The sequence below is a fragment of the Iamia sp. SCSIO 61187 genome (assembly GCF_019443745.1).
In the GTDB taxonomy this organism is placed as follows: domain Bacteria; phylum Actinomycetota; class Acidimicrobiia; order Acidimicrobiales; family Iamiaceae; genus Iamia.
Genome location: NZ_CP050948.1, coordinates 4,819,743 through 4,833,038, shown reverse-complemented (window position 1 = coordinate 4,833,038; position 13,296 = coordinate 4,819,743). Strand labels below are relative to the sequence as shown.

Sequence of the window (13,296 nt, the reverse complement as noted above, 5' to 3'; positions counted from 1 at the left end):
CGGCAGCGTACGGGTCGGTTGCCACTCCGTACACTGCACGGTATGGTCTCCTCCCCTTCGTACGCCGTACCGAGTAGGAGACCCATGCCCGCTCCCCCCGCCATCGAGGCCGTCGGCCTCACCAAGCGCTTCGGCGCCCACCCGGCGCTCGCCGGGGTCGACCTGGCCGTGGCGCCCGGCTCCGTCTGCGGCCTGCTCGGCCCCAACGGCGCCGGCAAGACCACCGTCGTCCGCATCCTCACGACCCTGCTCCGGCCCGACGGAGGCGTCGCCCGGGTGGCGGGCCACGACGTCGTGCGCCACCCGGGGGCGGTGCGGGCCGCGATCGGCGTGGTCGGCCAGTCGACGTCCGTCGACGAGGTGCTGACCGGCCGCCAGAACCTGGAGCTGTTCGGCCGCCTGGCGCACCTCGGTGCGGCGGCGGCCCGCGATCGGGCCGTCGCCCTGCTCGACCGGTTCGGGCTGGCCGACGCCGCCGACCGGGCCGTGAGCGGGTACTCGGGTGGGATGCGCCGCCGGCTGGACCTGGCCGCCAGCCTCATCCTGGCCCCGGCCGTGCTGTTCCTCGACGAGCCGACGACCGGTCTCGACCCGGCGGCCCGGGCCGAGGTGTGGGACGGCATCCGAGCCCTGGTCGCCGAGGGCACGACCCTGCTGCTCACCACCCAGTACCTGGAGGAGGCCGACCAGCTGGCCGACCGCATCTGCGTCCTGGGCGACGGTCGGGTCGTGGCCGAGGGGACTCCGTCGGAGCTCAAGTCCCGCCTGGGCGGCGACCGGGTCGAGGTCGAGGTGGCCGACGCCGCCGACGTGGCCGCCGTCGCTCGCGTGCTCGCCACGGTGGTCGGCCCGCCCGACGTCGACGAGGGTCGGGGTCGGGTCAGCACCCCGGCCACCGACCGGGTCGCGGCCCTCACCGCGGTCGTCCGGGCCCTCGACGAGGCCGGCCTCGTCGCCGAGGACATCGCCCTGCGTCGCCCGACCCTCGACGAGGTGTTCCTCCACCTCACCGGGCGGCGCCCGTCGGCCGAGACCGAGACCGAACCCGGTGCCGCGCGCGAGGAGGTGCCGGCATGACCGCCGTCTCCGTCCCCGCTCCCGCACCGGCTCCCGGCGCCGCGACGGCCCCCGTCCCCGAGGAGCGGCCGGCCCTCGCCTGGCTGGTCGCCGACTCCTGGACCGTCACCCGCCGGACCTTCCTCCACTGGCGCCAGCAGCCGTGGGGCATCGCCGTCGGGCTGTGCTTCCCGGTGCTGACGCTGCTGATGTTCGCCTACCTCTTCGGCGGCGGGTTCGCCGTCCCCGGCGACGGGGGCTACGAGGCGTTCCTCGTGCCGGGGATGCTGGCCCTGTCGGTGCTGTTCGGCATCGAGGGCACCGTGCTCGAGGTGGTGACCGACGCCTCCAAGGGCATCACCGACCGGTTCCGGGCCATGCCCATGGCCCCCGGGGCCCTGCTGGTGGGGCGGAGCGCGGCCGACATGGCCACCGCCGTGATCGGCCTCGTCACGCTCGTCGCCACCGGTCGGCTCATCGGCTGGACGTGGGACGAGGGTCTGGGCCGGGCGGCGCTGGCCGTCGGGCTCCTGCTGCTGCTCCGCTTCGCCTTCATCTGGGTGGGCATCTACCTCGGGCTGCTGCTGAAGACGCCGGAGGCGGCGGTGGTCGTGCAGGTCCTGGTGTGGCCGGTCGGGTTCGTGTCCAACGCCTACGTGGCCCCGTCGACCATGCCGGGCTGGCTGGGCGCGGTGTCGGAGGCCAACCCCATGTCGGCCACCGTCGCCGCCACCCGTGACCTGTTCGGCAACCCGTCCTGGGGGGCCGACTCCTGGATGGCCGAGAACGCCGTGGCCCTGGCGGTCGCCTGGCCCCTCGCCCTCCTGGCGGTCTTCGTGCCCCTCGCCCTCCGCCGCCACCGCTCGCTCGGGCGCTGACCGGCGGGGCCGGGGTGGCCCGCGGCGCCGGACCGACGGGGCCGTGGGCTCACCGGGTGGCGCTCGTCTCGTCGGGGGCGGCGTCGATGAGACCGAGCTGGCGCCGTTCGGCCTCGAGCTTCTGGTTCTCCTCGACGATGGCGGTGATGATCGCCTGGGCGTCGGCCTCGAGCGTGTGGCGGGCCCGGAGCAGCAGCAGCAGCCCGACGATGACGGGCGGGAACACGATGTAGAACGCCGCCACCAGCGATCCGGTGACGTCGGAGATCCACCCCACCAGGAGCGGGGCGAGGGCCTGGCCGAACACCGAGGTGGTGAGGGCCATGGCCGAGGCCCCCACGCCTCGCGACTCGGGCGGGACCACGTCGAGCATGGTGGCCCGCAACCCGGGGGCGGCGCCGGCCGCGGCCGTGACCCCCGCGAACTGGAGGGCGATGCGGACGCCCACCGGGTCGATGGCGAACGAGACCATGAACAAGACGGCGCACAGCACCGACGACCACACCACGATGACGATGCGTCCCCCCTTCCACCGGTGGTGGAAGTGGTCGGAGAACCAGCCGCCGGCGAGGGTCCCGACCAGACCGCCGATGCCGAGGGTGCCGCCGGTGAGGACGGTGGCCTGCGCCTCGGTCATGCCCGAGTAGCGGTCGTGGTAGATCGCCAGCCAGGTGCCGATGCCCGCCACGGTGAAGAGCAGGGCGCCCACGCCGACCAGGACGTACCGCATGGTGCGGATGCCGAAGATCATCCGGAGCTGGCTCACCAGCTCGGTGGCGGCCAGGCGGGTGAACTGGGCGAAGGACACGCCCTCGGCGCCGGTGGAGCGGTCGACCTCGCGGGGCGGCAGGGCGGTGATCTCGTCCCACGTCATGGTGTCGGGCAGCTCGGCCTCGCCCCGCCGCGGCTCGCGGAGGGCGAACACGGCGAAGGCGACGAGGGCGCCGGGCACCCCGACCACGGCGAAGGCCCACCGCCAGCCCCACGCCTGGGCGATGGCGCCGCCCAGGGCCAGGCCGATGCCGCCGCCGACGAAGAAGCTGACCTGCTGCCAGGCGAAGACCCGGGCCCGCATCCGGGCCGGGTAGCTGTCGGCCAGGTACGAGGTGGAGGCCGGGTCGTCGACGGCCTGGCCCACGCCCATCAGGGCCCGGGCCACCAGGAGGTTGGCGTAGTTGACCGCCGTGGCCGACAGGAGGATCAGCCCGCTCCAGCTGAGCAGCGTCCACCCGATCACCCGGGTGCGGCGGAAGTGGTCGGCGACGTACCCGGCGGGGACGGCGGCGAGGGTGCTGACGAACACGAACACCGAGACGATGGCGCCCAGCTGGGTGTCGCTCAGGCCCCACTCGTCCTCGAGCGTCGGCAGGACGCCGCGGGCGACGGACACGTCGACCTGGTCGACCAGGGCGACCAGGGCCATCACCGTCAGCGGCCAGAGGGGGTACCGCCGGGGCGCGGGCGGGGCGCTGTCGGCCGGGCCCTCGGCGGCGGTCACGCGCTGTCCCCGGTGCCTGGCACGGGTCCTGACAGTACCAGTGCATCTTCTTGCCGGTCCGGGCTCGGGTCCGGCGACCGGAGGCTCCGCCCTGCGTCGGCCCGGGCGGGGCGACGCGTCGGCGTAGGTTCGGAGGATGCATCCCGACGTGCCCGTCCACCCCGGCGCGCCGGGGTGGTTCCGCCGCAACCTCGAGGTCCCCTTCACCGACGAGGTGGCGGACGTCGACGGCACCCCGATCCACTTCCTCGCCTGGGGTGAGACCGGCCGGCGGGGCCTGGTCTTCGTCCACGGCGGGGGCGCCCACGCCCACTGGTGGACCCACATCGCCGCGGCGTTCGCCGACGAGTACCGCGTCGTCGCCCTCGACCTGTCCGGCCACGGCGACAGCGGCCGGCGGGACGTCTACCGCTTCGAGCAGTGGACCGACGAGGTCATCGCCGTGACCGCCGCCGCCGGGATCGAGGGCCTGCCGGTGGTGGTCGGCCACAGCATGGGCGGGTTCGTCACCATCGCCACCGCCGCCCTCCACCCCGAGATGATCTCGGGGGTGGTGATCGTGGACTCACCGGTGACCGAGCCCGACCCCGAGGTCGAGGCCTCCCGCCTCAAGGAGGCGTTCGGGAGGAGCCGCACCTACCCGTCGGTCGAGGAGGCGCTCCTCCGGTTCCGCACCGTCCCGCCCCAGGAGCGCTACCTCGACTACGTGATGGACCACGTCGGGCGCCGGTCGCTCGTCGAGGTCGACGGGGGCGTCCGCTGGAAGTTCGACCCGACCGTGTTCGGCCAGTTCGGCGGGGGGTCGATCCGGGGCGTGGCCCTGCCCTACCTGCGGCGCATCGTCGCCCGCTTCGCGCTGCTCCGGTGCGAGAACGGGCTGGTCACCCATGACATCGGCGACTTCATGTACGAGGAGCTGGGCCGCGTCGCCCCCGTCGTCGAGCTCCCCGAGGCCGGGCACCACCCGATGCTCGACGAGCCGCTCGTCCTGCTCACCGCCCTCCGCGCCCTGCTGGCCGACTGGGACCACTCCGAGCCCCACCGCCGCCGCTGACCGAGCGCACCGGTCGGAGTGGGTCAGACCCACTCCGACCGCGGGGTTGTGACCCGCCCGTAGCCTGGATCCATGATCGAAGACCCGGTGCTGCAGACCGTCGAGCTGGGGCCGCAGTGGCCCACGATCGACCCGTTCCTGTTCTGCGCCCACCACGACGACGCCTACCCCGCCGGCACCGCCGACCTCGGCCCCGACCCGGCGCTCCTCGAGGGGCGGGACCTGGGCATGGACTTCGAGGGCCGCGACGGCTGGCGGATGTACCACGGGCAGACGGTCCCCGGCTTCCCGCCCCACCCCCACCGGGGCTTCGAGACGGTGACCTACGTCCGCAAGGGCCTCATCGACCACGCCGACTCGCTGGGTGCCGCCGCCCGCTTCGGCCGGGGCGACGTCCAGTGGCTGACCGCCGGCAAGGGCATCCAGCACTCGGAGATGTTCCCGCTGCTCGACGCCGAGGGCCCCAACCCGCTCGAGCTGTTCCAGATCTGGCTCAACCTCCCGTCCGCCGACAAGATGGTCGACGCCCACTTCACCATGTTCTGGGACGACCAGATCCCCCGGGTGCGCGCCGATGGCGTGGAGGTCACGGTCATCGCCGGCCGCCTCGACGACGCCGACGCCCCGCCGGCACCACCGCCCGCGTCCTACGCCAGCCACGCCGACGCCGACGTGGCGATCTGGCACGTCGTGCTGGAGCCCGGCGCCACGTGGACGCTGCCGAAGGCGGCGGGTCGCGAGACGGTCCGGACCCTCTACGTCTTCGACGGCACCGCCCTGCGCGTGGCCGGACACGACGGCGACCTGGGTAGGGACACCGGTGCGGTCGTCGACAGCCAGGTCGACCTCGAGCTCTCGTCGCCCGAGGGGGTCGAGGTGCTGGTGCTCCAGGGCCGGCCGATCGGCGAGCCCGTCGCCCGCTACGGGCCCTTCGTCATGACGACCAAGGCCCAGATCCAGGAGGCCTTCGACGACTACCAGCGCACCCGCTTCGGCGGGTGGCCCTGGGCCGACGAGGACCCCGTCCACCCGGCCGAGCAGCCCCGCTTCGCCCGCCACGCCGACGGCCGGGTCGAGGAGCGCCAGACCACCCCGACCTGACCCGAGGACGCGACGTGCCAGGCACGTCGCGTCCACTTCGCCGTGCTCAGCTGGTGGCGACGGTGTCGGTGTCGCGGCCGGAGCGGAGGACGGTGCCGCCGAGGGAGCCGGTGGCCTCGTTGTCCTCGACGGCCACGACGCCGTTGACGTAGACCCGGCGCACGCCGTGGGCGCCGGCGGTCAGGCGGGGCGAGTCGCCGGGCAGGTCGTGGACGAGGGTGGCGTGCTCGGCGCCGACCGTCTCGGGGTCGAACACGAAGATGTCGGCGAAGGCCCCCTCGACGAGGGTCCCCCGGTCGCGCAGGCCGAACAGCCGGGCCGGGACCTCGGTCATCAGCTGCACGGCCCGCTCCAGGCTGACGAGCTTGCGGCCTCGCAGCGTGTCGGCCAGGAACCGGGTCGGGAACGGGGCGCCGCACATGCGGTCGAGGTGGGCCCCGGCGTCGGAGCCGCCGAGCATGGCCCGGTCGTCAGCCCAGGTCTGGCGGCGCAGCTCCCACGACGCGTCGTCGCCGTCGGGCGGGATGGGCCACAGGATCGTGCGGAGGTCGTCGGCCACGACGATGTCGACGAGGGTGGCGAAGGGGTCCTCGGAGCCGCGCTCGGCGGCGATGTCGGCGACCCGCCTACCCTTCAGGCCCTCGTTGGCCGCCGAGTAGGTGTCGCCGATGACGTAGTCGCCGAACGCCGCCAGCCGCTTGAACACCCCGGCCTCGTCCGACGCCGCCCGCTCGAGCATGAACGCCTGCACCTCGGGGTCCTGCAGCTTGGCGATGCGCTCGGGCACCGGCAGGCGGAGGATCTCACCCCACCCGGGGATCAGGAAGAGCCCGCAGTGGTTGAGGAAGCTCATGTTCATCGGCACCTGGACCGGGAGGGTCAGGGCCACGATGCGGCCGCCCCGCTCGGCGGCCACGTCGTGGGCGCTCAGCTGGCGGGGGATGCGGCCCGGCTCCTTGGAGTCGATCGTCATCACGTTCCAGTTGAGGGGCCGACGGGCGGCGGCCGTCATCGACGCGAAGAGGTCGATCTCGTCGTCGCTGAAGCGGTCGAGGCAGCCGTCGGTCATCCCCTCGAGGGTCGTGCCCTCGTGCTCGCCCACGACCGTGCACAGGGCGACCAGCTCCTCGGTCGTCGCCCAGCGCGACGCCACGGGCTGGCCGTCGCCGTCGGAGTGGGTGCGGCTGAGGGTGGTCGAGAAGCCGAGCCCCCCGGCGGCGATGGACTCGGCCAGCACCCGCTTCATCTCCTCGAGCTGCTCGGGCGTGGCCTCGTTGCCGACGGCGGCCTCCCCCATCACGTAGCGGCGGAGGGCGCAGTGCCCGACGAGGAAGCCGGCGTTGACGCCGACGTTGCCCTCGAGCTTGTCCAGGTAGTCGCCGAAGGTGTGCCAGTCCCACGGCACGCCCTCCTCCAGGGCGGCGACCGACATGCCCTCGACGCTCGCCAGCATCTCCCGGGTGTAGGCGGCGTCCTCGGAGCGGAGGGGGGCGATGGTGAAGCCGCAGTTGCCGCTCACGACGCTGGTGACGCCGTGGACGTTGGAGGGGGAGACGTGCGGGTCCCAGAAGATCTGGGCGTCGTAGTGGGTGTGGGGGTCGATGATGCCGGGGGCGACGACCAGGCCGGTGGCGTCGAGGGTGTCGGCCGCAGCGTCGGTGATCGTCCCGGGCTCGGCGATGGCGACGATGCGTCCGCCGGAGACGGCGATGTCGGCGGGACGAGGCGGGGCACCGGTCCCGTCGACGACGGTGCCGCCGGTGATCAGGTGGTCGAGCATGCGTGGCCTCCGGCCGAAGATCTGACGGGTCGTCAGATTAGCGCCGGAGGCCACGGCTGGCTCCTTCGGCTCACGCCGCTGCGTCGGCGGCACCCGGGCTGGTCGGCGCCTCCGCGCTGACCAGGTCCCGCAGGCGGGCGAGGTCGCCGACCATGTTGCGGCCGAGCATCCAGCGGTACGCCGGCGCCATCAGCCGCTCGACACCGTGCGGGCGGATCCTCATGGTGAGGGTGACCCGGCAACCGGTCCCGCCGTGGGGTTCGACGAGCCGGCAGCCGTCGACGTCGGCGCCGCCGGTGGTGTGCCAGGCCACGCGGGAACCGGGGACGACCTCGTCGACGACGCTGTCGATGTGGTTGGTCTTCCCGCCGAGGCGGAGGACCTCGTGGACCCGGGTGCCGGGCCGGGCCAGGCCCGGGGTGTCGGGCTCCATGGAGACGACGCCGGTGCGCCAGGTGGGGTCGCGCCGGTAGTCGGCGAGGACCTCCCAGACGGCGGCTGCGGGGGTGGCGATGGTGAGGGAACGGGTGAGGGTGATCATGGTCGTCAGCTCCAGAAGCCGTCGACGGTGACGCCGTCGAAGTTGTGCAGGTGGATCTCGGCGACGCGTCCGTCGACGACGCGCAGCAGGTGGACGGTGGTGTTGTCGAGGCGGCGATCGCCCCGGGTCGCGGTGACCCGGCAGAGGACGCCGGTGCGGGTCGTCCCGGCGAGGACGTCGAGGACCTCGATCGTCTCGCCGTCGTCGGTCGCGGCCCGGCTGGCGAGCTGGAACCCGAGCACCGCGTCCAGGCCCCGGTGGACGCCGGCGAGCGGATGGGTGCCGGGCACGTGGAGGACGACGTCGGCGTGCAGGTGGGCGGCTGCCTCGGCCAGGTCGCCGGCGGCGACGGCCCGGTAGAGGGCCAGCGCCACCTGGGTCGACGTCCCGTCGGCGGGTGGGGTGATGGTGGTTTGGTTCATGCAGTGAAATGTACGGAAGCGAAAGTTCTTCGTCAAGATGTTCGGCATCGAAATGTTCGCTGTCGGCGCATCGCCGCCTACCATGCGGCCATGGCCCCGCCCCCCGATAGCGTCGACGAGATGATCGCCGCCTGGCAGCGGGAGCGCCCCGACCTCGACCTGGCGGCCATGGGGACCATCGGTCGGCTCGGCCGGCTCCACGCCATCGGGGGCCGGCGGATCGAGGAGGGCATGGCGACCCACGGGCTCTCGGTCGCCGACTTCGACGTCCTCGCCGCCCTCCGCCGCAGCGGAGCGCCCCACGAGCTCACGCCCACCGACCTGTCCCGCACCCTCATGCTCTCGCCGGCGGGGATGACGAGCCGTCTCGACCGCCTCGAGCGGGCCGGTCTGGTCGAGCGGCGCATGGCGCCCGGCGATCGCCGCAGCGTCCTCGTGCGGCTCACCGAGGCCGGGTTCGCCACGGTCGACGAGGCCGTGACCGGTCACGTCGCTCGCGAGGAGGAGATCCTGGACGGCCTGTCGGCGCGGGAGCGCGCCCAGCTCGACGCCCTCCTCCGCAAGCTCCTCCGCGCCCTCGAGCCGTAGGGCCCATGCCCCCGGGGTGCTCCGCCGTCGGGCGACGCGGCGACGCGAGACGGCGACCCTCAGCGGGCGGGGAGCCCGGCGAGGGTCGCCGTCTCGGTGATCGGCGGTGGGGTCGGACCGCCGGCCGCGGCCGGGGACTAGGCCGCGGTGAAGGTGGACGTGGCCTGCGGCGGCCGCGTCAGGTGGCGGGCGACGAGGGTGAAGGCCCTGATGCGGGCCGGCCACGGCTCGCGGCGGTCGCCGAGGACGGCGACGGCGACGGAGGAGGCGCCGGCCGCCCGGCCCTCGCGGGCGAGGCGGGCGAGGGCGTGCTCGTTGGCCGCGACCCCGTGCGTGGCGAGGTCGGAGGCCAGCTGGTCGAGGTCGGTGCTGGTGTCCATGGAACCCTTGTACGCCCAAAGGAGGGTCAGGGTTAGCGATGATCCCTTCTCATGAGCAACAGGTACGCTGTTGCTCATGACGCGGCTGCGCGACGTCGAGATCAAGCACCTCATCGCCCTCGAGGCGGTGGCCGAGGAACGGACCTTCGGCAAGGCCGCCGTCCGGCTGGGCTACACCCAGTCGGCGGTGAGCCAGCAGATCGCCGGGCTCGAGCGCATCCTCGGCGCCCCGGTCTTCGATCGCCCCGGTGGACCCCGTCCGGTCGAGCTCACGCCCCTCGGCGACCTGCTCCTCGAGCACGCCCGCGACGTCCTCCGCCGGGTCGACGCCACCGGCGACGACGTCGAGCGGTTCCTCCGGGGCGAGAGCGGACGGCTCCTGGTCGGCACGTTCCAGAGCATCACCACCTCGATCCTCCCGACCATCGTGGGCCGCATGCGCGACGAGACCCCCGACGTCGACATCCGCCTGGTCGAGAGCAACGACAAGGAGATCTTCCCCGGCGCCCTCGCCCGGGGGGAGATGGATGTGGCCTTCACGCTCGACTCGGGGTGGCCGGACATCGAGACCGAGATCCTCTTCGACGACCCCTACCTCGTCGTCACCGAGCTCGACGACGGCCGTGCCGGGCCCTTCCCCACGAGGGAGCTGGTGGGCCGGGGCCTCGTCGGCTTCCAGCTGAGCAGCTGCCAGAAGGACATCGAGACCGGGCTGCGCGGCGTGGTCGACGCCGACCTCGACTGGGTGTTCCGCACCAACGACAACATGGCCGTGGTCGCCCTGGTCCGGGCGGGCATGGGCGCGGCCGTCGTCCCCCGCCTCGCCGTCGACGTCCGCGACCCCACCGTGGCCGTCCACGAGATGGACCCGCCCATCCCCCCGCGCCGCGTGGGCCTGTCGTGGAAGGCGGGCCGCACCCTGTCACCCGTCGCCCAGCGGTTCCTCGAGATCGCTCGGGAGGTCAGCGCCTCCCACGTCGAGGCGCCCCTCTCCCTGACGGTGTGACCTACGGGATGTGCTCGAGGTCGGTGGTGCTGATGGAGCCCGAGCGCACGGCGTAGCGGCAGAGGTTGTCCTTGGCCTCGGGGCCCTCGAGCCCCGGGACGCCGGCCGAGGCGTACTTCTTCACCAGGTCGGCGATGCAGTTCTCGACCCGGCTCCGCGAGAGGAACAGGCGCTCGGCGGCCTGGGCGTAGGAGGCGGGCTTCGACTGGTCGCCGCTCTTGGTCAGCAGCGGCTCGCACAGGGCGGTGAGGATGCGGCGCTCGGCGTTGGTGAACTCGAGCAGGTACTGCGTGGCCGGGCCATCGGTCGGGATGGGACGGGTGTCGCCGAGCGTGGCGGGGACCTCGAGCTCGACGACGACGTCGTGGGTGCGGATGCGCCCCCGGAGCTGCACCGTCACCCGGTCGATGGGCAGCGACGCGATCTCGTCCTGGTTCTCCAGCACCCGGGTCGGGCCGGTGCCGGGCACGAGGTAGACGGGCTGGCTGGCCGAGTCGTTCCGGACCCACAGCCGGCCGTCCTGCATGCTCACGGTGGCAGCGGTGCGGCTGACGCCGAGGTCCTCGGGGCCGCCGTCGGCCCCCGACCCCACCTGCACGTCGCACACGGTGCTGCGCCCGATGCGCACCCGCTGCCCCTCTTCGATCGTCGCCCGGCTGTCTCCGTGGCTCACCGTCGCTCTGGCCATGACCGCCATCATCCCACGATCTGCGCCGATCGCCCGCGCTCCCTCCGTCGCCCACCGCGCCGGGCCGGCTCGGGGCGGGCCCCGCGCCGGTGGTCGGCTCCCGCGGACCCCGTCGTCCCCGGCACCACGTGGTCCTGCGGCGGCCCGGTCCAGGGTCGTCCTAGACGTCGAGGAGGGCGGTCAGGGCGGCGGCGACGTGGGTCGCGCCGATGGTGAGGGCCTCCTCCAGCGGGGGCGCGAACGGGAAGGCGGGGACGTCGGCCGTGGCCAGCCGGCGCACGGGCGCGTCGAGGTCGAAGAAGCAGTGCTCGGCCACCAGGGCCGCCACCTCGGCGCCCACGCCGAAGCTGATGTTGTCCTCGTGCACGACGAGGCACCGGCCCGTCCGGGTCACCGAGGCGACGATGGCGTCGACGTCGAGCGGGCTGATGGTGCGGAGGTCCAGCACCTCGACCGAGCCGACGCCGTCGGCGGCGAGCCGGTCGGCGGCCTCGACGGCGATGTGCCGGTGCATCCCGTAGGTCACCACGGTGGCGTCGGTGCCGGGCCGGGCGACGGCGGCCACGCCGATCGGCACGCGGAACGTCGGGTCGTCGGGCACCAGCCCCTTGATCAGCCGGTAGCTCCTCTTGTGCTCGAGGAACAGCACGGGGTCGGGGTCGGCGACCGCCTCGCGCAGCAGCCCGGCCACGTCGGCCGGTGTGGACGGGGCCACGACCTTCAGCCCGGGCACGTGGGCGTAGGTCGCCTCGATCGACTGCGAGTGGTACAGCGCACCGTGCACGCCACCGCCCCACGGCGCCCGGATCACCAGGGGCACGGAGAAGTCTCCGGCCGACCGGTAGTGCAGGCGGGCCGCCTCGCTGGTGATCTGGTCGTAGGCCGAGTGGATGAAGTCGGCGAACTGGATCTCGCAGATGGGCCGCATCCCGGCCAGGGCCAGCCCGATCCCGATGCCCACGATCGACGACTCGGCCAGAGGGGTGTCGAGCACGCGCTGGCGCCCGAAGGCGTCCGTCAGCCCGTCGGTGGCGCGGAAGACCCCACCGCGGGGGCCGACGTCCTCGCCCAGGACGAGCACCCGCTCGTCACCGGCCATGAGGTCGTGCTGGGTCTGGCGGATCGTGTCGATCACGTTCCGCTCGGTGGTGGGCCCGGCGTCGTCGAGCGGCACCTCGGAGCCGGCGCCGGTGTCGGGGGCGACGCTGACGTCGGCCCCCTCGGGTGCTCCCCGCGTGGGCCGGACCGGGCGGGCGAACACCATGCTCGTCGCCGTGGAGGCCTCGAGGAAGGGCATGGCCTCGGCCCGCTTGGCCGCCTCGTCGACCTCGGCCTTGACCTCGGCCTCGATGGCGACCTCGTCGGCCTCGGGCAGGAGCCGCTGCTCGATGAGGTACTGCCGGAACTGCCGCAGCGGGTCCTTCTTCCGCCACGCCTCGACCTCCTCCGGGGTGCGGTAGGTGCGGTCGTCGTCATCGGAGGTGTGGGCCCGGATCCGGTAGGTCTTGCACTCGATGAGGGTGGGTCCGTCGCCGGCGCGCGCCCGCCGCAGCGCCTGGTGGGTGGCGGCGTAGACGTCGAGGGGGTCGTTGCCGTCGACGATGACGCCGCCGAAGCCGTAGGAGTGGGCCCGGTCGGCCACGTCGTCGACGGCCGACTCCTGGGTCATCGGGACCGAGATGGCGTAGCCGTTGTTCTCGCAGATGAACACGCACGGCAGGGAGTGGATGCCGGCGAAGTTCAGGGCCTCGTGGAAGTCGCCCTTCGAGGTCGCCCCCTCGCCGAAGTACGAGACCACGACCTTGTCCTCACCGCGGAGCTTGGCCGCGTAGGCGATCCCGGCGGCGTGGGGCAGCTGGGTGGCGATGGGGGACGACCCGGAGATCACCCCGAGCCGCGAGCTGCCCCAGTGGTTGGGCATCTGGCGCCCGCCCGAGCACGGGTCGGCGGCCCGGGCGAACACGCCGAGCAGCACCTCCTCGGCGGTCATGCCGAGGGTGAGCATCACGCCGGTGTCGCGGTAGTAGGGGAGGACCGGGTCGTGGCCGGCGCGCAGGGCCCACGTCGAGCCCACCTGGCAGCCCTCGTGGCCCTGGCAGGAGACCACGAAGGGGGCCTTGCCCATGCGGTTGAGCGACCAGATCTTCAGGTCGAGCAGCCGGGCCAGGAGGATCGTGCGGTACATCCCCAGCAGGTCGTCGGTGCTGAGCCCCAGCTCGGTGTGGCGGTCGTGGATGTGCAGCGTCGTGAGGTCGTCGACCGTCGGTGCGTGCAGCGTGCGGGCCAAGGGGCTCTCCTGGGGTC

General features: G+C 73.5%; 13 protein-coding genes. 6 read left to right on the top strand and 7 right to left on the bottom strand.

Annotation, left to right across the window (positions count from 1 at the left end; all coding sequences use genetic code 11):
* Positions 1-84 precede the first annotated feature (84 nt).
* Both HC251_RS23300 and HC251_RS23295 read left to right on the top strand, forming a co-directional pair.
* Positions 85-1,077, top strand: coding sequence for an ATP-binding cassette domain-containing protein (locus tag HC251_RS23300; RefSeq protein ID WP_219943009.1), 993 nt, complete (start codon positions 85-87; stop codon positions 1,075-1,077).
* A complete protein-coding gene (locus HC251_RS23295) occupies positions 1,074-1,934 on the top strand; it encodes an ABC transporter permease (protein ID WP_219943008.1) in 861 nt (286 codons plus the stop codon). Before HC251_RS23300 ends, HC251_RS23295 begins: the two co-directional genes overlap by 4 nt.
* Before the next feature lie 49 nt (positions 1,935-1,983).
* Here HC251_RS23295 and HC251_RS23290 read toward each other — a convergent pair whose 3' ends face one another.
* Entirely contained in the window at positions 1,984-3,432 is a 1,449-nt protein-coding gene (locus HC251_RS23290) for an MFS transporter (RefSeq protein WP_219943007.1), read from the bottom strand.
* 136 nt (positions 3,433-3,568) lie between these two features.
* Between HC251_RS23290 and HC251_RS23285 the strand changes: the two genes are divergently transcribed.
* On the top strand, positions 3,569-4,486 hold the full coding sequence (locus HC251_RS23285) for an alpha/beta fold hydrolase (protein WP_219943006.1): 918 nt from the start codon (positions 3,569-3,571) through the stop codon (positions 4,484-4,486).
* Positions 4,487-4,558: 72 nt separating this feature from the next.
* Positions 4,559-5,587 (top strand): pirin family protein, encoded by a 1,029-nt coding sequence (locus HC251_RS23280; RefSeq protein WP_255566538.1) that lies wholly within the window; start codon positions 4,559-4,561, stop codon positions 5,585-5,587.
* A gap of 46 nt (positions 5,588-5,633) precedes the next feature.
* Here the strand turns inward: HC251_RS23280 and HC251_RS23275 are convergent, their stop codons facing one another.
* The 3 genes from HC251_RS23275 to HC251_RS23265 form a co-directional block, all read right to left on the bottom strand.
* Positions 5,634-7,367, bottom strand: coding sequence for an amidohydrolase family protein (locus tag HC251_RS23275; protein ID WP_219943005.1), 1,734 nt, complete (start codon positions 7,365-7,367; stop codon positions 5,634-5,636).
* A gap of 70 nt (positions 7,368-7,437) precedes the next feature.
* The gene (locus HC251_RS23270) at positions 7,438-7,908 is read right to left on the bottom strand and encodes an SRPBCC family protein (RefSeq protein ID WP_219943004.1); all 471 of its coding nucleotides are present in this window, start codon (positions 7,906-7,908) and stop codon (positions 7,438-7,440) included.
* A 5-nt stretch (positions 7,909-7,913) separates the two neighbouring features.
* Positions 7,914-8,330, bottom strand: a complete 417-nt coding sequence (locus HC251_RS23265) for a nuclear transport factor 2 family protein (RefSeq protein ID WP_219943003.1) — start codon at positions 8,328-8,330, stop codon at positions 7,914-7,916.
* Positions 8,331-8,420: 90 nt separating this feature from the next.
* Between HC251_RS23265 and HC251_RS23260 the strand changes: the two genes are divergently transcribed.
* Positions 8,421-8,918, top strand: a complete 498-nt coding sequence (locus tag HC251_RS23260; protein ID WP_219943002.1) for a MarR family winged helix-turn-helix transcriptional regulator — start codon at positions 8,421-8,423, stop codon at positions 8,916-8,918.
* A 137-nt stretch (positions 8,919-9,055) separates the two neighbouring features.
* Here HC251_RS23260 and HC251_RS23255 read toward each other — a convergent pair whose 3' ends face one another.
* On the bottom strand, positions 9,056-9,298 hold the full coding sequence (locus tag HC251_RS23255; protein WP_219943001.1) for a hypothetical protein: 243 nt from the start codon (positions 9,296-9,298) through the stop codon (positions 9,056-9,058).
* Between the two features lie 76 nt (positions 9,299-9,374).
* Between HC251_RS23255 and HC251_RS23250 the strand changes: the two genes are divergently transcribed.
* Positions 9,375-10,304 (top strand): LysR family transcriptional regulator, encoded by a 930-nt coding sequence (locus HC251_RS23250; protein WP_219943000.1) that lies wholly within the window; start codon positions 9,375-9,377, stop codon positions 10,302-10,304.
* A 1-nt stretch (position 10,305) separates the two neighbouring features.
* Here HC251_RS23250 and HC251_RS23245 read toward each other — a convergent pair whose 3' ends face one another.
* Positions 10,306-10,992, bottom strand: coding sequence for an FHA domain-containing protein (locus HC251_RS23245; protein WP_219942999.1), 687 nt, complete (start codon positions 10,990-10,992; stop codon positions 10,306-10,308).
* A 160-nt stretch (positions 10,993-11,152) separates the two neighbouring features.
* Positions 11,153-13,279, bottom strand: a complete 2,127-nt coding sequence (locus HC251_RS26110; RefSeq protein WP_219942998.1) for a thiamine pyrophosphate-dependent enzyme — start codon at positions 13,277-13,279, stop codon at positions 11,153-11,155.
* Positions 13,280-13,296: the final 17 nt, after the last annotated feature.